Source organism: Sporofaciens sp. SGI.106, assembly GCF_050314255.1.
Classification (GTDB): domain Bacteria; phylum Bacillota; class Clostridia; order Lachnospirales; family Lachnospiraceae; genus Claveliimonas.
Genome location: NZ_JBNPMZ010000001.1, coordinates 326,658 through 345,495 on the forward strand (window position 1 = coordinate 326,658; position 18,838 = coordinate 345,495).

Consider the following 18,838-nt stretch of genomic DNA (forward strand, 5'->3'; position numbering starts at 1 on the left):
CTCTCACTCCTGATACCGATAATCTTCTATAATATTACAGTTTGCAAACAATTCCCAGATCACACTTTCGTATACAGCCAGCTTCTCTGCCTTACGGATCTTTTTTGCATATTTCTTCGAATCTGCAAATATCCGTATCAGATAGATCCACAGTTCTTTCATTTTAAAAAGTACATTGCGTTCCCCATACATAACCTCGCGGTATCCCTCATACACCAGATTATGATAGGCAAGAATCTCTTCTTTGTCCGGCATGGGGCCACCCTCAATCATCCGCACAAGACCCGGGTTCGCCAGAAGTCCTCTCCCCAGCATTACTGCTTCCACCTCCGGAAATTCCTCCCGGAACTTGCGGTAATCATCTAATGTAAACAAGTCTCCGTTATAGCACACCGGACATCTGCTCTCCCTGAGTGCATCCCGGAACACATCCATATGCGGAGCATTTTTATAATAATCCTTCTGTGTCCTTGGGTGAATGATCAGCTCTTTCAGAGGATACCGGTTATATATCTCCATGAGTCCCGGCCATTCCTCCTCATCATCCCGACCGATTCTGGTCTTAATCGATATCTCCACATCCGTACCTGAAAATATTTCCTCAAGAAAGCGATCCAGTTCTGCCGGCTTTGCCAGGAAACCCGACCCGCGGTATTTGGACACTACCGTCCTCGAAGGGCAACCCAGATTGAGATTCACCTCTGTGTGTCCATATTCTTTAAGCTTCTTCGTTGTCAGCAGAAAATCCTCGGCAGAATTCGTGAGTATCTGCGGTACCAGGGTAAGGCCCTGATTATGCTCCGGTCGAAAATCATTCTTCTCCTTTGAGCTGAATTTTCCCTTCTGGTTCGGAGCAATAAACGCGGTAAAATATTTGTCTATCTGCGGAAACAGAGCATGGCTTGCACCGCGCTGAATATAACCGGTAATCCCCTCCATCGGGGCATAATAATATTTCATACAGATTCAATCCTTTACTTTCAAAACTCGCTGAAAATATTGTACCAGTAATATCCGGGAACCGCAATTGCTAAAATTATGCTAAGAACTGCTCGAATCAATTTCTGCATTTCTCTTTTATGATATGATATTGATATCCGGTGATATTTTTGTAAAATAGAAAATAAGAATACTTAGCTGGGAGGATTTGGCATGATGGGGAAATACAGAGCAAACAAATATTTTAGTTTTTCTTTTACAATCCTATTAATGATTTTATCAACCATCCTTGCATTTGTTTTTTTCCGCATTGCAAATATCAATTCTGCAAATATTGCTTTGATCTATATTCTTGCACTGATTCTTACAGCAAGGTACACGGATGGATACTGGTATGGCATTGTGTTTGCGTTGTTCAGCGTTATCTGTATTAATTATTTTTTTACCTACCCTTTTTTTAAACTGAACTTCACACTGTCCGGTTATCCGGTTTCTTTTATTCTCACACTGGCAATCACACTGATAACCAGTACTGCAACCAGTCACCTGAAAATTCAGGCAGCACTTCTTGCAGAGAGAGAAGAAATCATCAACAAGGCCGAAAAAGAGAAAATGCGTGCAAATCTGCTTCGCGCCATCTCTCACGACCTTCGCACACCTCTGACCAGTATTATCGGTACTTCTGCTTCCTATCTGGAACTGGGGGCTTCGCTTTCCTCCGAAGAAAAAGATTCCCTGGTACAGCAGATTAACGAGGATGCCAACTGGCTGCTCAACATGGTGGAAAATCTGCTCTCCGTAACAAGAATTAAAGATTCCGAAACCGCAAGAGTAAACAAATCACCGGAAATTGTAGAAGAAGTTGTCGCTGAAGCAATACAGCGATTTAAGAAAAGACACTCGGAAGCCTCTGTTGTCGTCTCTATTCCAAAAGATTTCATCATGCTTCCTATGGATCCGCTTTTAATTGAGCAGGTAATTATCAATCTGCTGGATAATGCTTACGTACATTCCTCCAGCAGTCAGTCTATTGAACTGACAGTTATTGATTCACCTTCCTCTGTGATTTTCTGCGTCAGAGATTTTGGCAAGGGTATTGAATCCACCCTGCTTCCAACCATATTTGACGGTACCAGCTCTCGAAGCAAGAATGCTCCCGATGCCCACAAAGGTATGGGAATCGGATTATCCATTTGTAAGACCATTATAAATGCTCATTCAGGAACGATTACCGCCCTGAATCATGAGGATGGTGCCGAATTCATGTTCACACTTCCAAAGGAGGATAACATACTTGAGTAATTCAATTAAATTTGTCGTTCTGGTTATTGAAGACGAGGAAAATATCGCTTCCTTTATCTGTAAAACCCTGAAGCTTAACGGTTACAAAACAATTACCGCTTCCGCCGGCAGAGAAGCCCTCTCCATCATTCATTCTCAGTGTCCCGATTTGATTCTTCTGGATCTCGGTCTGCCGGACATGGATGGTATGGAGATTATCCGCCAGGTACGGGAATGGTCCAGTACACCGATTATTGTCGTCTCTGCCCGTATTCAGGAACAGGAAAAGGTGGATGCACTGGATGCCGGTGCAGATGATTATATCACAAAGCCCTTTGGTACATCCGAGCTTCTGGCACGCATCCGAACCTCCCTTCGGCACAGCAACCGCCTGAACAATCATTCAAATCTCTATCTCAGACCCTATCATTCCGGGAAACTGACAATTGATTTTGAGAAGCGTATTGTATCCCTCGCAGGGCAACAGATTCATCTGACACCGGTAGAATTCCGTATCGTCGCCTATCTGGCTCAGAATTCCGGAAAAGTAGTTACATATACCTCCATCATGACCCAGATCTGGGGACCTTACTCGGATAAGAACAATAACAAAATCCTCAGGGTGAACATGGCCAACATTCGAAGAAAGATAGAAGAAAATCCGGCAGAACCGGAGTATCTCTTTACTGAGGTCGGTATTGGCTATCGTATGCGGGAGGATGAGTGCAAATGGGGACAGGGCAAATGTTAATTGGGGACGTAGCAAAATGCATTTTGCTACGTCCCCAATTAACACCAAGCCACAATTATTCCAATACAAAGAAACGGACCAAAAGCAAATGTACTTTTTCTGGTCCCCTTTCCAGTCAACAGAAGCCAGCCTGCATACACTCCACCAGCCAAAACTGCTATCGCAAATGCATACAAACTCAATCTCCACCCTATCATAAAACCACTGGATGCCATTAATTTGACATCTCCGCCGCCAAAAGCCCCCGGCACAATAACTGCAATCAATAAAAGAGGCAGACTTATGCTAAACACACCAGCCACTCTGTCGATCAGAGTAATTTCCGGGAAAAAGGGGATTGCGATCATCCCCATAATCCCGATGAAAATCACTGCATTATCCGGTATGGTCTGTGTTTTCCAATCTATCCATGCGACTGCAATCAACACTGCCAGATAAATAACAAAGATAACTGTCCTCATATACCTCCAATTATTTAGAACAATCCGGTAATCTTTCCGGTATCATCTACATCAATCCGAACCGCTGCCGGAACTTTCGGAAGACCCGGCATGGTCATGATTTCTCCGGTCAATGCTACGATAAATCCAGCACCTGCTGAAATTTTCAGGTTACGTACGGTGATTTCAAAATCTGTCGGTGCGCCAAGCTTTGTCTGGTCATCGGTCAGACTGTACTGTGTCTTAGCCACACAAATCGGACAATTGCCGAATCCCAGTGCTTCAAGCTCCTTAGCCTGCTTCTGAGCCTGTGCAGTCAGAACTGCTCTCTTTCCTCCGTAGATTTTCTGAACAATCTGATTCAGCTTATCCTCAATGCTTCCTTCCAACTCGTAAGAATAGGTAAAGTCATTCGGCTCCTCTGCCAGACGGATGACTTCCTCTGCCAGCTTAATTCCGCCTTCGCCGCCTTTTGCCCATACTTCAGATAATGCAACATTGACGCCAAGTTCCTTGCATTTTGCCTCTACCAGATCCAGCTCTGCTTTGGTATCGGTCGGGAATGCATTGATGGCAACAACACATGGAAGCTTGTACACATTCTTGATATTGCTTACGTGTTTCAGAAGGTTCGGAAGTCCTTTTTCCAGTGCCTCAAGATTCTCATTGTTCAGGTCTGCCTTTGCCACACCGCCATTATATTTCAATGCGCGAACGGTTGCTACGATTACAACTGCATCCGGTTTGATTCCTGCCATACGGCACTTGATATCCAGGAATTTCTCAGCGCCAAGGTCAGCACCGAATCCTGCCTCTGTGATTGCGTAATCTGCCAGCTTCATTGCCATTCTTGTTGCAGTTACAGAGTTACATCCATGAGCGATATTTGCAAATGGTCCTCCGTGCACGATAGCCGGTACTTTTTCAAGTGTCTGTACAAGATTCGGTTTCAGGGCATCCTTCAGAAGTGCTGCCATTGCGCCCTCTGCATGAAGGTCTCCTGCTGTCACCGGTTTCTGATCTGCGATCTTGCCATAAGTATATCCGATGATAATACGGGACAGACGTTCTTTCAGATCTGTAATATCCTTTGCAAGGCACAGAACTGCCATAATCTCAGATGCAACGGTAATATCATATCCATCCTCACGCGGTGTTCCGTTTGGCTTTCCGCCAAGTCCGTCTACCACATAACGAAGCTGACGGTCATTCATATCCACACAGCGCTTCCAGGTAATCTTTCTCGGGTCAATATTCAGCTCATTTCCCTGATAAATGTGGTTGTCAATCATAGCTGCAAGAAGATTGTTAGCTGCTCCGATTGCATGAAAATCTCCTGTAAAATGAAGATTGATATCCTCCATCGGTACAACCTGAGCATATCCGCCGCCTGCTGCGCCGCCCTTTACTCCAAATACCGGTCCAAGGGATGGCTCACGGAGTGCTACCATTACATTCTTGCCAAGCTTCTGCATACCGTCTGCAAGACCGATAGTCGTCGTTGTCTTACCTTCTCCTGCCGGAGTCGGATTGATAGCTGTCACAAGGATCAGTTTCCCATCCTTCTTATCACTTTCTTTCAGAAGATTATAATCAATCTTTGCTTTGTACTTTCCATACTGTTCCAGATACTTGTCATCAATACCTGCCTTTGCTGCAATCTCGGTGATCGGTGCCATCTGACACTCCTGAGCAATTTCAATGTCTGATTTGAATCCCATAATTTTCTCCCTTCTTTTTACAACAAAATCTGTTTTTGAAAAATCTTTCCCTGTTAAATGGAACATCATACTATTCTGTTACGCAAAAAGGACAGCATATGCGGTAACACATGCTGCCCAGACGGTCGACGTTCCAAAAATCCGGCTCCCCTGTGGTACTCCACATATTATCCGTCAGTAAACCGAATCCTTCTTTAACTGTCGTCATCGTAACATACTCAAAATAGAAATGCAAGTTATTTTTCCGTTTTCTTGACACTATTCGCGCCAGAATGCTATAGTTATATCATTATTAAGGAGGTGCTATTATGGAACAAGACAACAGACCATATATGCCCTGGCAGCTGGCAGACGACTTTATGACGGAAGCTTTTGTACGTCTGGGTCTGCCGCGTGAAGATGCCAGACTCTGTTCAGATGTATTACTGGAAAGTGACCGCCGGGGTATTGAAAGTCACGGATGTAACCGTTTTAAGCCAATTTACGTGGACCGCATTAAAAAAGGCATCCTGAATCCGGTTACAAAGATTGATATTCTAAAAGAAACACCTACCACCGCCGTACTGGATGCAAATGACGGCATGGGCATGGTTGCCAGCAAAAAAGCAATGGATATGTGTATAGAAAAAGCACGTCAGTACGGTATGGGCATGGTTGCTGTACGGAACTCTTCTCACTATGGCATTGCCGGATACTGGGCTACAATGGCAACAAAGGAAAATATGATCGGTATCACAGGCACCAACGCAAGACCTTCCATAGCTCCTACTTTCGGTGTGGAGAATATGCTGGGAACCAATCCACTGACCTTCGGTATGCCGACAGATGAGCCCTTCCCCTTCGTTCTGGACTGCGCCACTTCTATAATTCAGAACGGAAAGATCGAATATTATGAGCGCATTGGTCAGGATGTTCCCGCCGGAATGGTAATCGGAAGAGATGGTTCTGAAATGACTGACAGTGCGCAGATCTTAAAGGATATACGAAGCCAGAAGGCTGCTCTTGCACCCCTCGGTGGTCTGGGTACACTTTTTGCCGGATATAAAGGATACGGCTATGCTACCGTTGTTGAGATTCTCTCCGCTGCACTGCAGTCCGGTATCTTCCTGAAAGACCTGGAAGGAAAAGACGAGAATGGAAATATCCGTCCTTATCATCTCGGTCACTTCTTTATTGCTATTGATACAGAGGCTTTCATGGGCGCTGATGCATTTAAGAAGACCTGCGGCGATATTCTAAGAGGTCTGCGCGCTTCCGAAAAGGCACCGGGACAATCCCGCATTTACACGGCCGGTGAAAAAGAATACGAAACCTGGCTGTATCGCAAAGACAGAGGAGTGCCTGTGACAGAGGCTGTGCAGAAGGAATTTATCCAGATTCGTGATGAACTGGGGCTGACACAGTTCCATTTTCCGTTTGAGGATTAGTATTGTCTTATAACTTCCTTGCAGTAGAGGACGGAATATTCATCTGCTCCCTATAGGACGCAATCGTTCTTCTAGATATAGAGATACCATGCTCTTTCAACAGCATTTCAATCTTTTTGTCACTGAGCGGATGGTTCCTGTCCTCTTTTTGTATGATTCTTCCTATTACAGCTCGAATCTGAGCAGGACTGATACTGCCCTCTTCCGTCTGTACACCACTGCTGAAGAAATATTTCAGGGCATAAATCCCCCATTTGGTCTGAATATATTTCCCTTTCAGCGCACGGCTTACCGTTGATACATGAAGCTCCAGGTCGTCTGCCACCTGCTTTAATGTCAATGGCCGGAGACTCGGAGGTCCCTCTATGAGAAATGCCTGCTGGTACTGAAAAATCCTCTCTGCTATCCGGAGCAGGGTTTCCCCTCTTCGCCTGATGCAGCTTCTCAGCCACTGCGCCTTTTCATATTTTTCCTGAATATACTGCCTTGTATTCTCATCAGTTCCATGCTTTAACAGATCCAGATAGGTCTGATTCAGATGTATTTCCGGAACATATTCCTGATTCAAAAGTATGTCATAATGATTTTCGTAATTAACCAGTACAAGATCCGCAGTCAGATACCTTGTCCGCACCGCAGGTGTTCCATTTTCGAAAGGCTTCGGATCAAGTCTTCGGATGATCTCTGCTGCCTGACGGATCCGGGACACATCTTCCCTCATCTTTTTTGCAATACTCTCATACCTTCCCTGCGCGAACTCTGTAAGGTAATTTTTTTGGATCAGTTCTTCTGCAACCGTTTCCTGTGGATAATACTCTTTCAGCTGCAGAAGCAGACATTCCTGCAAACCAGACGCACCCACTCCTTTGGGCTCCAGCTGTTTTATAATTTTCAATGCTTCTCTCACAGTTCTGATATTTATCTTTAAAGCTTTAGCAGTTTCCTGAAGATCGTCCGTAAAATAACCTCTTTCATCCAGGCTCTCCACTATGTACTCCGCCGCTCTTTGTACTTCCGGTGACAAATGATATACAGACAACTGAAAATAGAGATCACCGTTCGGGCGCTCATTTGCTACTATTTCCCGTTCAATCATCTCATCATCTTCTGCCGACCAATCCTTTTCCACACTCACAACATGTGAATGATCATTGAGCCACATGGTTCGTTCAGCAATCTCAATTATCGGGTTTTCCATTGCCTGATCGGCTATGAATTCACCCAGCTGTGCATGATCCATAGCCAGAATCTCCAAGCATTGCTGCATATGTACGGAAAGCGCTATTTTCTGTTGTACCTCTGTTTTCAGTTCCATGGTATTTCTCCTTATATGTCTCTTATTTTAAACAATTTTTCTACTATCTACAAGCAATAACAAAAACTTTCTTGTGTGGGAAATTTTTTTCTTATATAATGAAATTAATTGATATATTAATAATCCGAAGGAGGCTACATTTATGGGTACGTCAGAAAAGCAACATCTCAGAGAACAGTTTCATCTTGATACGAAAAACAAAAAATTCCGGCAGGCACTGGATTTCTGTGAGCGCGTGGCGGATACCCATGCAAACATCCTGCTTACCGGGGAGTCGGGCAGCGGAAAAGAAGTTGCGGCAAAATATATCCATGCCTGTGGTCACAGAAGTAATCAGAATTTTGTTGCCGTGAACTGCAGCGCATTTACTGAGACACTTCTGGAATCAGAATTGTTCGGCCACGAACAGGGATCCTTCACAGGTGCTTCCAAAGCCCGCGAAGGTAAATTTGAACTTTCCAATCATGGTACACTGTTTCTTGACGAGATCGGTGATCTTTCCCTTACAACCCAGATTAAACTTCTGCGCGCTCTGGAGACAAAGCAAATCGAACGAATCGGCAGTAATAAAAAGCGTGAAATTGATTTCCAGCTAATCACCGCTACCAATCAGGATCTTCCAGCAAAGATTGAACGTCGGGAATTCCGGGAAGATTTCTTCTACCGAATCAGCACTATTGTAATCCGCATCCCGGCTCTTCGGGAACGAAAAGAAGATCTTCCCGCATTCATTGATTTTTTCATGAAAAAGGCACAGAAAGAAAACAATATTACGATTCATTCGATAGACAGCTCTGCGGAAAAATTTCTGATGCAGTATGATTATCCCGGAAACATACGGGAACTGAAAAACATCATCGAACGCATGGTCATTTTATCAGATCATGGAGTAATCACCGAAGAATCCCTGCCGATTCTATATAATATTGGCACACTAAAGTACGCCCAAAAAACTCCTTACTTTTCAGAAATTCTCCCCTGGAAGGAATATAAAGCAGCCAGTGAAAAAGCTTATCTCAAATGGGTGCTGGAGCAGCTGGACGGAAATGTGGCCGAGGCTTCAAGACGACTGGGAATCACTTCCCGGCAGATTTTTAATAAGATTCAGGAATATCAGCTGAAATAGCAGCAGGGGACAGGCACCAAAACCTGTCCCGGTTTTTGTTTATTCAAATACAGTCTGCTCAGTGATCGGTGTTTCCAGAGCCTTAAGCCCTTTTTCTACCAATTCACGGCGAATCTTTTTACTCTGCTCCGGAGACTTATTAGGATCTCCAAGCGGATAAGGAATACCGATTGCCGGAACAATTCTGTTGGCACCGATCGTCCTGGAAATCGGTACCACCGTACAGATATGAACGACTGGAATTCCCACACGTTCAATTTCCTTTACCATCGTTGCACCGCAACGTGTGCAGGTACCTCAGGTAGAAGTAAGGATGACAGCCCCGATTCCGTCTTCCTTTAATTTGCCTACAAAATCTTCACCAAATGCCTTCGCATTCCCGGTTGCGGTTCCTGTTCCTGTTGTTGTAATAAAATAATCTGCCAGTTCGCCGATCACACCTTCCCGCTCCATGTCTCTAAGTACATCCAGCGGAACAACAAGGTTAGGATCTTCAGTTACATATGCCCTGTCATAACCTCCATGGACAGTCATAAAATCTTTCTTATCCATTCTGTTCATACCTTCAATACTGTAAATTCCATACTTTGTAGCACTGGAAGACTCAATATGATCCGGATTTCCCTGGGGAACAATACCGCCGGAGGTAACAACTGCAATCTTCGTATGCGCCATATCTGTTACCGGAGCAGTCGGCTCTACACGGTCAAACACCGGCATCGGATACTCTGTCGGGCACTCTTCTCCGTTACATTTTTTCACCAGGAGATCAATTGCTCTCTCAGAACCTCTTTTCTCCGCAAAATAGTTGACACGGATTCCTCTTTCCAGATATCCTTCAATATCCGGTCCTAAAATCTCCTCACCTTTTACCATTTTTTCGCCCAGAGTTTTGAAAACAGGCACTGCATTTCTCATTCCTGCGGCGGAATTTTTCGTCTTTACAATAATTAGGTCTTTGCGGAACATATCTACACCCGGATTTTCCTCATACATACCTGTAATAACCGGAATACCTAATTCTTTTTCTACCGCCTTACATATGGTTCCGCAGGCAACTCCGTAACGCCCTGCATTGAAGGCAGGTCCGGCAATAAATAGATCCGGCTCATATTTGCTTATCATGCCGATTAGTTCAGCAGTGGCATCCTCCAGATTCTCTCCAAAGTAATTATCTCCACATACGACTGTTGCCGCAATCTCATAATCTTCACCGAATGCAGCAGCAAGTGCAAGGCCCGGACCCATGGCGCCTTCATGAAGTTCCGGTTTCATACCTGCTGCTTCTTCACCGCCTGCTCCCGCAAAAAAATTATTTATATAATGTACGATCTTATATTTTGCCATTTTAATATCCCCCTTCCTAGTATGTACGTGCCGCAAGCTTGTTGAATCCATTTGCTATCGTAGATGCTATGATAATCTGAAGCTCTGCATCAAAGCTTCCATCCGCATTCATACATCCTGCATAACCGCCAATCTGACTTTCCACATAATCCATCGTTCCAATCAGTTTGTCCATCGGCGGGAAGTGCACGATCAGATTACCCTGTCCGCAGGATACCATCGTATCTGCTTCCGGAACTGCATCAGCAAGGGAATATGACTTTCCGTCACGACCCGGGAATTCATCAGTAATAATCACAACCTTCACACCGGCCTGTGTTACTTTCTTACAGTTCATCATAAGGTCTGTATCCGGATTTCCGTAACCTTCTTCTGTAATGAGAAGACCATCAAGTCCCAGATATTTTGCAAGCTTAGCCACCATATCGGAATGTCTCTCTTTATCGGCAAGAAATACATTTTCATTTGTCAGGATCACTCCCACGAAATTCAGATCCTTTCCATGACGTTTGTACAGATCTTCGATGACCGGGTTATTCAGGTGATGATAGGTTGTAACCTTATCACACGGAGCTACACAGTTTCCACTGACAATGGCTCCATCCATAATCTCTGTAGGATACATGATCGTAGGGATAAACTTCTTCGCATCCACTCCGTAATAGTATGTATCATGAAGAAGTCCCTGTGACTGCAGCATATGTACATATCCGATCTTCGGAAGATCCGGATACTGCGCAATCTGCTCAAGGAGCGGTTTTGTCTCATAAGTTACGATCTCGTCGGGTGTAACATTTCTTCCTGCTTCACCGATGTAAGTAGCAACTTTCAGACCTGCCATTCTTCCGGCAGCCTCATAGTCATGCGTTTCCAGTCCATCTGCAGGTTCAATTACCACACACACATTATAGGTCTCTGAAAATGGTGTGTATTTTGCTGTCGGTCCTGACATGTCAATTACACCTTCCTGGAAACCAACAATCTTACCACATGTAATCACGGTCGAGCCTACCAGCGCGTGGGTTCTTCCTTCACCTACCTGCTGCACTTTATTGATTACACCCGGAAAAATACCTCCCGGCCCCTCTACCTTTACTCGTGGTTCAATGACATCTTTTACCGGAGAAATGCGCACAGGCTCACCTGGTCTTGCCAGTTCAACAGTTGCTTTTGTAAGTCTCTCATCTTCCAGTACGATTTTTTCGATTTCTTCTTTACACACATACAATGTTCCATTTTCCACATAAGTCCTGTCCGCAAACTGAACATCTTTGATGTAAATCTTTCCCAATTCCAATTTCATAATTCCCGTACCTCCTTAATCCTTATCGTCTGTTCAAAATAGGATTCGACATTGCCCCTTCCATCAGCGACAGATCAATGGTTCGAAAATCATCCGTAGATTTTTCTGACCATCTGGGGAGTGGACGGTTGTTCATAAATTTGTGATAGGCCGCAATGCTTTCCTCAATCAAAATCAGGTCTTTGAATTCCTCTGCACCTTCCAGAGATTCCGTTGACAGAAGAATCGATTTAAAAGGCGTCTGATTCGGTTTCACACTCCCTGCAAGAGGGTGAGTCAGCAAGAAATATCCCCGATGTATATAATCTCTTGCCGCTGTCAGCACATCCAGATACTTCCACTCTTCACTGTAGTCAACCTTTATTTTCCCCTTCCACTTTTCAAAACATTTTGAATTATTCGTTACCATTACACAATTCATGTTGTCCTCTCCTTTTATCCGTATACCTTTGAAGTCGGATATAATCCTTCTACTTAATATTAATTAGCAAAACTCATGCCAACTTTCAATTTTCACCATTCGCACTTATAGATATTCACCATAAATGGCATATAATTATTTTAATTATCTATAGTTTGACTCTAATTTCCTCAAACCGCTTCAAAAATCTTGTAATTTATTTCCTGATTTTGAAATATTTTTCATCATTCTTTTCTATTCCAAAAGATGTACAAAAAAAGAGCAAGGAATCTATTTGTATTCCCTACTCTAATTTCTATTTTTACCATTCAATCTTGTCCACCGGAAGAGGATTATCATTATAGTATTCTCGTCCAACGCGACCATTCTTTATTTCAATTACATGATCCGCCATCGGCGCAATCGCTGAATTATGAGTAATAACTATCACCGTCATTTTTTTCTTCCAACAGGTTCCCTGCAACAATCTCAAAATCTGTTTACCTGTCTGATAATCCAACGCACCCGTTGGCTCATCACATAATAGCAGCTTCGGATTCTTTGCCAATGCTCTTGCAATTGCCACTCTCTGCTGCTCTCCACCGGAAAGCTGTGCCGGGAAATTGTCCATTCGTTCTCCAAGACCAACTTCTTTTAATACCGAACCCGCCTCCAACGGTTTTTTACAAATCTGAGAGGCCAGTTCCACATTTTCTCTCGCTGTCAGATTTTGCACCAGATTATAAAACTGGAAGACAAATCCAATGTCGTCTCTTCGGTACCTTGTTAATTCTCTGTTTGAGTACTCTGCAACATTCTTCCCATCTACCCAGACTTCACCTGAAGAAGCAGTGTCCATTCCGCCTAAAATATTTAAAACTGTAGTCTTACCAGCACCACTCGGTCCAACAATAACCACAAATTCGCCCTGATCAATAGAAAAATTAATTCCATCTACAGCCCGGATTTTCACTTCACCCATTTGATAAATCTTACGCACATCCCTGAGTTCAACAAATTCTGACATGTTTTATCTCTCCTATTCTGTCGCAAAACTAAATCTTTATTCATTTTACTACATATCTGTGCAAATATCTATGAATAAAATATAAATTATGAGCCTGAGAAAACGAAACATAATTCACCTCCTTGCCTCCCAACCATTTTTCCTTTATACTTAACTAGAAACACTAATATAAATAATTGAGAGGACTTTTTATGAAGAAAATACTTATGATAGCAACCGGGGGAACGATTGCTTCTAAAGAAAGTGACAGTGGTCTGACGCCTGCCATGACAGGGGAAGAATTGGCAGCAAATGTTCCTGGCATTGAAGACAAATGTGAACTTAATGTTCTTCAGCTTATGAATATTGACAGCACAAATATGCGTCCGAAGCATTGGATGATGATTCGGGATATTATTATCGAGCATTATGATGCTAACGATGGTTTTGTAGTTCTTCACGGAACGGATACGCTGGCGTACACGGCAGCAGCCCTTTCTTATCTGATTCAGAACAGCATAAAACCAATCGTCCTGACCGGTTCCCAGAAACCAATGGGAAATCCTTACACTGATGCAAAACTGAATGTATACCAGAGCATTTTATATGCGTTGGATGATAAATCCTGTGACGTTTCTATTGTTTTCAACGGCAAAGTCGTTGCAGGCACACGTGCACGGAAACAGAGAACCAGAAGCTTCGATGCATTTGAAAGTATGAATTTTCCGTTTCTTGCCATGATTCATGATGATAAAATTATCCGCTACTACAAATCGCCGCGTCCGACGGCTTCTGATTTAAAGACATACACACAGTTAAACGACCGTGTTTTCGTATTAAAGCTGACTCCGGAAGTAAAGCCCGATATTTTCCGACTCCTCAGGAATGATTATGACGCTATTATTCTGGAGACATTTGGAATTGGCGGTATCCCTGAATATGAGGATGCCTCATTTGAGAAAGCAATTTTTGAATGGGTAAATTCCGGCAAAGTCATTGCTGTAACAACGCAGGTTCCGGAGGAAGGATGCGATCTCGGAGTGTACAAGGTCGGCAAAAAATACAGTGATTGTCCGGGAATATTAACTGCAGGTGATATGACAACAGAATCTATCGTTGCAAAAATAATGTGGGTGCTGGGACAGGCAAATGATTGCCGGCAAATCCGCAAGCTCTTCTATACTCCGGTCAACAATGATCGTCAGATTGACCTTTAACAGATAATAAAGAAACTTAGGTTTCTTTTATATATTTATCAAATGATCAGGGAGGGAATATCAATGAGTAACACAAAAGACATTATCTATCGCGAACCGGTACCGGAGGACGCAGAAAAAATTGTAGATTTCTACAATTATGTAGGCGGGGAAACTACATATCTGAGTTTTGAAAAGGATGAATATCCCATGGATGCTGCCGGTCAGCGAGAAGACATTCTGTCGACAAATGCGCATCCGGCAAGCATTATGCTCCTTGCCATGGACGGAGACGAGATTCTCGGAATTGGAACGATTCATTCCAGTAACAAAATCAAAGCCCGCCATCAGGGCGAACTCGGTATCGTGGTTGCAAAAAAATATCAGGCACAGGGAATCGGAAGTGAAATTATTCGCCGTCTGATCGATTTTTGCAAAAATAATGGTATCACGACAAGAATCCAGCTAGATACACGTTGTGATAATGAGGTTGCCGTCAAACTCTATGAACGTTTCGGATTCGAGATTGAAGGACGCCTGAAAAATACCACTTTACTAAACGGTGTTTACTATGATTTATATGTTATGGGACTGATGCTGTAAATTAAGCTCTATTTTCAGACAATTTAAAACCAACGCCCCGAACGGTCTCGATTTGTATATTGCTGTTAATGCTGCACAACTTTTTTCGCAAATTATAGATATGCTGTTTCAGGGATTTTTCTGTACAATCGGGTGTTTCATAGCTAACGCTGTCCAGAAGAAAATCCTTCGAAACAGTATATTTCGAATGTGACATCAACAATTTGAGAATCACTGCTTCCGTCTTTGTCAGTTTTACGACCTGTGCCTGAGCAATCAGGTTCAATGATAATGGATCCAATGTTAAATCTCCAACAGATACAGTAGATGCCTCTGCGTGATTAACTGAACTTTTTTCTTTGCGTAGCTGAACAAAAATACGGGCAATCAATTCTCCTGTATTAAACGGTTTTGTTATGTAGTCGCATGCACCCTCATTCAAAAGATGAATCTTGTCCTCTACTTCCGCTTTTGAACTCAGTATAATGACCGGAATATCCTCAATATGCTCCAGCACGCCTTCTCCGTCGAGACCCGGGAGTACCAGATCCAGCAATATCAGATCCGGCTTATTGTGTTTAAGCAAATATAACGCTTCCGTCCCGGAATACGCCCGGATAACCTGGAATCCCTCTTCCATTAAAATCTCTGTTAACATATCTCCAGTCAGTACATTATCTTCAATTACAGCGATCGTTTCCATAACCCACCTCAAAAATTAAGTATTTTCTCAATGTACATAAATAAAAGGCTTACCAAGTATCTCTATTTAATAAGCCTTAATTCCATATATTATTCAGATCATCATACCCCGACTTTAGTGAAACATCCTTTTCACTCCACGCATTTCGTCCCTTACTGTACGAGTTGTATCCATTGCCTTGATGACCGGAAGATCAATAAAAATTTCATCTTTAAAATCTTTAAAAACATCCCAAAGAGCCATCACTTCGTCACATCTGCTGTCCACCAGAAATGTTTCTCCTGAAAAATCTGTAATAATTGAGTCGGATATGTAATCCTGAATAGTTCCAAATCGCCTTAAAAATTCCTCATTACATTTTGTGATTGCATTTTCAACCCCATTTTCAATTTCAGATAAAAATACTGTTGATAAGTACATTGTCATTTCCTCTCTTTTCTGTCATTTGTCATTATCTGATATGAAAATATTATACAATGTCGGTTTGAATAAAGTCAATGAGGCACTCGAACTATCGTTCGACGCTTTTCGACGTTTTATGACGTAACACACACTGCATCGACATATTGTGCGGTTGTTTTACTTTGAGTATTCATCTGTTCTTCTTCCGAAATATAGTAAGCTACCATATCCACGAATTCACTGTTTGTCGGCTTATAGTTAAGCGGATAGCCTGCAATCTCATCCATTCCTTTCTTATTCGTCTCCCAACAAACATTAATAACAGTACGAATATTATGCTCGATATTCATTGGTGTCGTTTTATATTTACTTGCCAGATATGGATAAATATCTTTCGTAATCTTCATTGGTTCATCCTGAAAATTCATTGCCAGGCGAATAGCATCCGACACCAAATAGTACCCCTTATATTTTGATGTAGCCCCAAGTTTTCTAATTATCCCATTTATCGTTTTCATTTCTCTTACGTTTCTCCTTTCTAAGTCTCTTTTAATTGTGTCCTACTAAGGATCATTCTTTAGATCAATGTCTGTGAAAATAATATAATTTGAATACTTGATTTAATATTAATCTATAAACTCAAAAAAAGGGTAAAGAAGTACGTCAAGATTTCGTCAAAATATTAGTAAAGATTTCGTCAAGAGCTACGCGTCGTCCAGTCCTTTTTCCTGATACTGCTGTTTCACAATCTCTTCCAGCTTCTTCCGGCTCTTTCTGTCTGATACCTGTCTGCAGAATTCCTGAATCCAGTGGTCATGCTGCTCCGTCTCCGTGGTGTCCCAGTACTCAATGCCACAGGTCTCATCATATAACTGTTCCAGCCTTTGAAACTGCTCGGTGAACTGTTCGGAATACGTATTCCAGATTTCCAGGTTATACAATTTCAATCCCAGAAAATCGGTAATAAAAGTAAGTCTGTCAAAATCAGAAAACGTCATTTTTTCTTTCCCCATCAAAATGTCCCTGTCATGCTTTCCGCATAAGAAAAGAAAGGCAAACCGTTCCATATCACTCTGGTGCATAATTATCCCCCTCTTTTTGTCTCACTTTTACAACCGATTGTATTCCTAATCCCATGTAAAATCAATAGAAAAAGTGCAGAAAGTGAGACAATCCTGCTCACACTATTTGCAGGAGGGATTTGAAAAATGCCAAAACCGAAACCATCCACCGGGGAGAAAAACCTGATCAGCCAGAGGCTCATCGCACTCCGCCGCCAACACAATATGTCCCAGAGACTCTTAGCATATCGACTTCAACTGAATGGATATGATATCGATAAAAATGTGATCACCAGAATTGAAACAAACAAGAGATATGTTACTGATGTAGAGTTAAAGGCACTTGCAGAGATATTCAATGTTTCTTACGATTATCTCATTGAGGGAAAAGAAGAAGAAAAGCCATAGCCTCCGATGGGGACTGTGGCTTTTTTTCTTTTTTCCTAATTCGCAAACCGTATTCTGTCAATCAGCGAATCCTTCTTCACCGATTTTCCGATTATAAATACCATGATGATCTGAACAAATATAAGCAGGGCTACCATAATAAGAGTTGCTCCCAGAGGATAATGATAATTCCTGATACTGAACATTCCATGCTCTCTTGCCCACAGGAAAACGGGATATCCTGCCACACTTCCGCCGCCGACCGCGACAATCAGCGTTCCGGCCGTATAAAATAAACCTTCGAGCTGCAGCATTTTTAAAAGCTGAGCGTCCGACATTCCTACCGCCTGCAGCATGCCGATTTCCTTTTTTCTGACGTGAACACTGTGAATCATGGTATTGATCATATTCATGATACAGATTGCACTCAGTATTCCAAGAAATGCGTAGCAGGCACCTCTTGTCAGAGTCATAGCCGAATTCCACTCATCATAGTAAGATTTCCAGGTTTGCATCTGGGTTCTGCCATTTTCTTCGACGATTGTCTTTAGTTCAGCTTCTACGTCTGCGTCATATTTTTCTTTGGCAAATATGCGGTAATACATATTCAAATTATATCTGCTGAAGGAGCGAAGTCCCTCATCTGCCATGATCAGATAATTATATCTTGTAAATCCCAGATCATAGTCGCCAATCGCTGCAATCTCTAATGGCTTCTGACATTTTTCATCTCCGTCCCATGTTACTACATCTATGACATCTCCTGTTTTCAGATCAGGATACCAGTGAAGCAGATTCTTATCTATGATTACTTTGTCTCCCCTCTTTAGTTCTTCATAAGTAATACTTCCTTCTATGATTCCGTTTTCCAGCAGCTCCTTTCCGCTTTCAGGAACTCCCAGCATTCCCTCTCTGGCATTATCAAATGCATCCGATTCCACATCATTTCCCAGATAACACTCCACCGAATCAATTCCGTCAATCTGTAAAATCTGTTCTTTTAGTTCTTCTGTAAGCGGATTGTTTTGCTGCACCTGGCTCCACTCCAGCTCCGGATGCTCTTTATCGTTATTATCTATAACAGGAGATATCTGATATTCTCCCATAAGGGAATTGTCCGCAGCTTCGTTTGGATCGGCACATGACAATACCGTTGCAACAATCATAAAGAATAAGCCTGTAATCGCCATGGAGCAGATTGTAATCATACTTTTTTTCTTATTACCTGCAAGATGTATCATGGCAAGCCGGGTGACTGTAATATCGGAGTAACCTTTTCTGCTCTTTTTCGTGGTTTGCTCTCCTCTGTACCGCATAGCTTCTATTTCGGAAACTTTTGCAGCGATTCGCATAGGTCGAAGTAATGACAGGAAAACCGTAATCATTGCAAGGGCGGATATTTTGTGCAATATTTTACCCCGGTCTAAGCCGGGGTAAGATAATGATTTCAT

Annotated in this window: 20 protein-coding genes and 1 riboswitch; of the genes, 7 read left to right on the forward strand and 13 right to left on the reverse strand. The window is 42.6% G+C overall.

The window, feature by feature from the left end:
* Positions 1–3: 3 nt before the first annotated feature.
* Positions 4–960: a tRNA dihydrouridine synthase gene (locus ACQRCC_RS01620; RefSeq protein ID WP_427849059.1), complete on the reverse strand. Its 957-nt coding sequence runs from the start codon at positions 958–960 to the stop codon at positions 4–6.
* A gap of 192 nt (positions 961–1,152) precedes the next feature.
* Here ACQRCC_RS01620 and ACQRCC_RS01625 point away from each other — a divergent pair, with 192 nt between their 5' ends.
* Together ACQRCC_RS01625 and ACQRCC_RS01630 are read left to right on the forward strand one after the other, a co-directional pair.
* Positions 1,153–2,241, forward strand: a complete 1,089-nt coding sequence (locus ACQRCC_RS01625; RefSeq protein ID WP_427849060.1) for a sensor histidine kinase — start codon at positions 1,153–1,155, stop codon at positions 2,239–2,241.
* Positions 2,234–2,971, forward strand: a complete 738-nt coding sequence (locus tag ACQRCC_RS01630; protein WP_427849061.1) for a response regulator — start codon at positions 2,234–2,236, stop codon at positions 2,969–2,971. Before ACQRCC_RS01625 ends, ACQRCC_RS01630 begins: the two co-directional genes overlap by 8 nt.
* Before the next feature lie 38 nt (positions 2,972–3,009).
* Here the strand turns inward: ACQRCC_RS01630 and ACQRCC_RS01635 are convergent, their stop codons facing one another.
* On the reverse strand, positions 3,010–3,432 hold the full coding sequence (locus ACQRCC_RS01635; RefSeq protein ID WP_427849062.1) for a prepilin peptidase: 423 nt from the start codon (positions 3,430–3,432) through the stop codon (positions 3,010–3,012).
* A 14-nt stretch (positions 3,433–3,446) separates the two neighbouring features.
* Positions 3,447–5,132, reverse strand: a complete 1,686-nt coding sequence (locus ACQRCC_RS01640; protein WP_427849063.1) for a formate--tetrahydrofolate ligase — start codon at positions 5,130–5,132, stop codon at positions 3,447–3,449.
* Between the two features lie 108 nt (positions 5,133–5,240).
* A riboswitch (ZMP/ZTP riboswitch) is annotated at positions 5,241–5,324 on the reverse strand.
* Between the two features lie 116 nt (positions 5,325–5,440).
* On the opposite strand from ACQRCC_RS01640, the gene ACQRCC_RS01645 reads away from it, so the two are divergent.
* The gene (locus tag ACQRCC_RS01645; RefSeq protein ID WP_427849064.1) at positions 5,441–6,559 is read left to right on the forward strand and encodes an Ldh family oxidoreductase; all 1,119 of its coding nucleotides are present in this window, start codon (positions 5,441–5,443) and stop codon (positions 6,557–6,559) included.
* Between the two features lie 7 nt (positions 6,560–6,566).
* Here the strand turns inward: ACQRCC_RS01645 and rpoN are convergent, their stop codons facing one another.
* A complete protein-coding gene (gene rpoN / locus ACQRCC_RS01650) occupies positions 6,567–7,874 on the reverse strand; it encodes an RNA polymerase factor sigma-54 (RefSeq protein WP_427849065.1) in 1,308 nt (435 codons plus the stop codon).
* Positions 7,875–8,016: 142 nt separating this feature from the next.
* Between rpoN and ACQRCC_RS01655 the strand changes: the two genes are divergently transcribed.
* Complete coding sequence (locus ACQRCC_RS01655; RefSeq protein WP_427849066.1) at positions 8,017–9,000, forward strand: sigma-54 interaction domain-containing protein; 984 nt, start codon at positions 8,017–8,019, stop codon at positions 8,998–9,000.
* 39 nt (positions 9,001–9,039) lie between these two features.
* Here ACQRCC_RS01655 and grdF read toward each other — a convergent pair whose 3' ends face one another.
* From grdF to ACQRCC_RS01675, 4 genes are all read right to left on the reverse strand, one after another.
* The gene (grdF, locus tag ACQRCC_RS01660; protein WP_427849067.1) at positions 9,040–10,347 is read right to left on the reverse strand and encodes a sarcosine reductase complex component B subunit beta; all 1,308 of its coding nucleotides are present in this window, start codon (positions 10,345–10,347) and stop codon (positions 9,040–9,042) included.
* Between the two features lie 16 nt (positions 10,348–10,363).
* A complete protein-coding gene (grdG, locus tag ACQRCC_RS01665) occupies positions 10,364–11,650 on the reverse strand; it encodes a sarcosine reductase complex component B subunit alpha (protein ID WP_427849068.1) in 1,287 nt (428 codons plus the stop codon).
* A 22-nt stretch (positions 11,651–11,672) separates the two neighbouring features.
* Positions 11,673–12,071: a GrdX family protein gene (locus ACQRCC_RS01670; RefSeq protein ID WP_427849069.1), complete on the reverse strand. Its 399-nt coding sequence runs from the start codon at positions 12,069–12,071 to the stop codon at positions 11,673–11,675.
* 301 nt (positions 12,072–12,372) lie between these two features.
* The gene (locus ACQRCC_RS01675; RefSeq protein WP_427849070.1) at positions 12,373–13,077 is read right to left on the reverse strand and encodes an ABC transporter ATP-binding protein; all 705 of its coding nucleotides are present in this window, start codon (positions 13,075–13,077) and stop codon (positions 12,373–12,375) included.
* 191 nt (positions 13,078–13,268) lie between these two features.
* Here ACQRCC_RS01675 and ACQRCC_RS01680 point away from each other — a divergent pair, with 191 nt between their 5' ends.
* Together ACQRCC_RS01680 and ACQRCC_RS01685 are read left to right on the forward strand one after the other, a co-directional pair.
* Positions 13,269–14,273, forward strand: coding sequence for an asparaginase (locus ACQRCC_RS01680; RefSeq protein ID WP_427849071.1), 1,005 nt, complete (start codon positions 13,269–13,271; stop codon positions 14,271–14,273).
* A gap of 63 nt (positions 14,274–14,336) precedes the next feature.
* Positions 14,337–14,855: an N-acetyltransferase family protein gene (locus ACQRCC_RS01685; protein WP_427849072.1), complete on the forward strand. Its 519-nt coding sequence runs from the start codon at positions 14,337–14,339 to the stop codon at positions 14,853–14,855.
* Between the two features lies 1 nt (position 14,856).
* On the opposite strand, the gene ACQRCC_RS01690 is transcribed toward ACQRCC_RS01685, so the two are convergent.
* The 4 genes from ACQRCC_RS01690 to ACQRCC_RS01705 all read right to left on the reverse strand — a co-directional run bounded on the left by ACQRCC_RS01690 (position 14,857) and on the right by ACQRCC_RS01705 (position 17,021).
* Positions 14,857–15,537: a response regulator transcription factor gene (locus tag ACQRCC_RS01690; RefSeq protein ID WP_427849073.1), complete on the reverse strand. Its 681-nt coding sequence runs from the start codon at positions 15,535–15,537 to the stop codon at positions 14,857–14,859.
* Between the two features lie 114 nt (positions 15,538–15,651).
* Positions 15,652–15,957, reverse strand: a complete 306-nt coding sequence (locus tag ACQRCC_RS01695) for a hypothetical protein (protein ID WP_427849074.1) — start codon at positions 15,955–15,957, stop codon at positions 15,652–15,654.
* A 116-nt stretch (positions 15,958–16,073) separates the two neighbouring features.
* On the reverse strand, positions 16,074–16,457 hold the full coding sequence (locus ACQRCC_RS01700; RefSeq protein WP_427849075.1) for a sporulation initiation factor Spo0A C-terminal domain-containing protein: 384 nt from the start codon (positions 16,455–16,457) through the stop codon (positions 16,074–16,076).
* A gap of 186 nt (positions 16,458–16,643) precedes the next feature.
* On the reverse strand, positions 16,644–17,021 hold the full coding sequence (locus ACQRCC_RS01705; RefSeq protein WP_427849076.1) for a hypothetical protein: 378 nt from the start codon (positions 17,019–17,021) through the stop codon (positions 16,644–16,646).
* Positions 17,022–17,147: 126 nt separating this feature from the next.
* On the opposite strand from ACQRCC_RS01705, the gene ACQRCC_RS01710 reads away from it, so the two are divergent.
* The gene (locus tag ACQRCC_RS01710) at positions 17,148–17,408 is read left to right on the forward strand and encodes a helix-turn-helix domain-containing protein (RefSeq protein ID WP_427849077.1); all 261 of its coding nucleotides are present in this window, start codon (positions 17,148–17,150) and stop codon (positions 17,406–17,408) included.
* Positions 17,409–17,443: 35 nt separating this feature from the next.
* Here ACQRCC_RS01710 and ACQRCC_RS01715 read toward each other — a convergent pair.
* A partial coding sequence (locus ACQRCC_RS01715) for an ABC transporter permease (RefSeq protein WP_427849078.1) occupies positions 17,444–18,838 on the reverse strand: 1,395 nt, incomplete at its 5' end.

Excerpts from the sequence above, each read along its gene's own strand:
- ACQRCC_RS01625 (WP_427849060.1), top strand. The coding sequence starts at position 1,153 with ATGATGGGGAAATACAGAGCAAACAAATATTTTAGTTTTTCTTTTACA.
- ACQRCC_RS01700 (WP_427849075.1), bottom strand. The coding sequence starts at position 16,457 with ATGAAAACGATAAATGGGATAATTAGAAAACTTGGGGCTACATCAAAA.
- ACQRCC_RS01675 (WP_427849070.1), bottom strand. The coding sequence starts at position 13,077 with ATGTCAGAATTTGTTGAACTCAGGGATGTGCGTAAGATTTATCAAATG.
- ACQRCC_RS01710 (WP_427849077.1), top strand. The coding sequence starts at position 17,148 with ATGCCAAAACCGAAACCATCCACCGGGGAGAAAAACCTGATCAGCCAG.
- ACQRCC_RS01680 (WP_427849071.1), top strand. The coding sequence starts at position 13,269 with ATGAAGAAAATACTTATGATAGCAACCGGGGGAACGATTGCTTCTAAA.
- ACQRCC_RS01685 (WP_427849072.1), top strand. The coding sequence starts at position 14,337 with ATGAGTAACACAAAAGACATTATCTATCGCGAACCGGTACCGGAGGAC.
- ACQRCC_RS01645 (WP_427849064.1), top strand. The coding sequence starts at position 5,441 with ATGGAACAAGACAACAGACCATATATGCCCTGGCAGCTGGCAGACGAC.
- grdG (WP_427849068.1), bottom strand. The coding sequence starts at position 11,650 with ATGAAATTGGAATTGGGAAAGATTTACATCAAAGATGTTCAGTTTGCG.
- ACQRCC_RS01635 (WP_427849062.1), bottom strand. The coding sequence starts at position 3,432 with ATGAGGACAGTTATCTTTGTTATTTATCTGGCAGTGTTGATTGCAGTC.
- ACQRCC_RS01670 (WP_427849069.1), bottom strand. The coding sequence starts at position 12,071 with ATGAATTGTGTAATGGTAACGAATAATTCAAAATGTTTTGAAAAGTGG.
- ACQRCC_RS01655 (WP_427849066.1), top strand. The coding sequence starts at position 8,017 with ATGGGTACGTCAGAAAAGCAACATCTCAGAGAACAGTTTCATCTTGAT.
- ACQRCC_RS01690 (WP_427849073.1), bottom strand. The coding sequence starts at position 15,537 with ATGGAAACGATCGCTGTAATTGAAGATAATGTACTGACTGGAGATATG.
- ACQRCC_RS01705 (WP_427849076.1), bottom strand. The coding sequence starts at position 17,021 with ATGCACCAGAGTGATATGGAACGGTTTGCCTTTCTTTTCTTATGCGGA.
- ACQRCC_RS01695 (WP_427849074.1), bottom strand. The coding sequence starts at position 15,957 with ATGTACTTATCAACAGTATTTTTATCTGAAATTGAAAATGGGGTTGAA.
- ACQRCC_RS01640 (WP_427849063.1), bottom strand. The coding sequence starts at position 5,132 with ATGGGATTCAAATCAGACATTGAAATTGCTCAGGAGTGTCAGATGGCA.
- ACQRCC_RS01620 (WP_427849059.1), bottom strand. The coding sequence starts at position 960 with ATGAAATATTATTATGCCCCGATGGAGGGGATTACCGGTTATATTCAG.
- rpoN (WP_427849065.1), bottom strand. The coding sequence starts at position 7,874 with ATGGAACTGAAAACAGAGGTACAACAGAAAATAGCGCTTTCCGTACAT.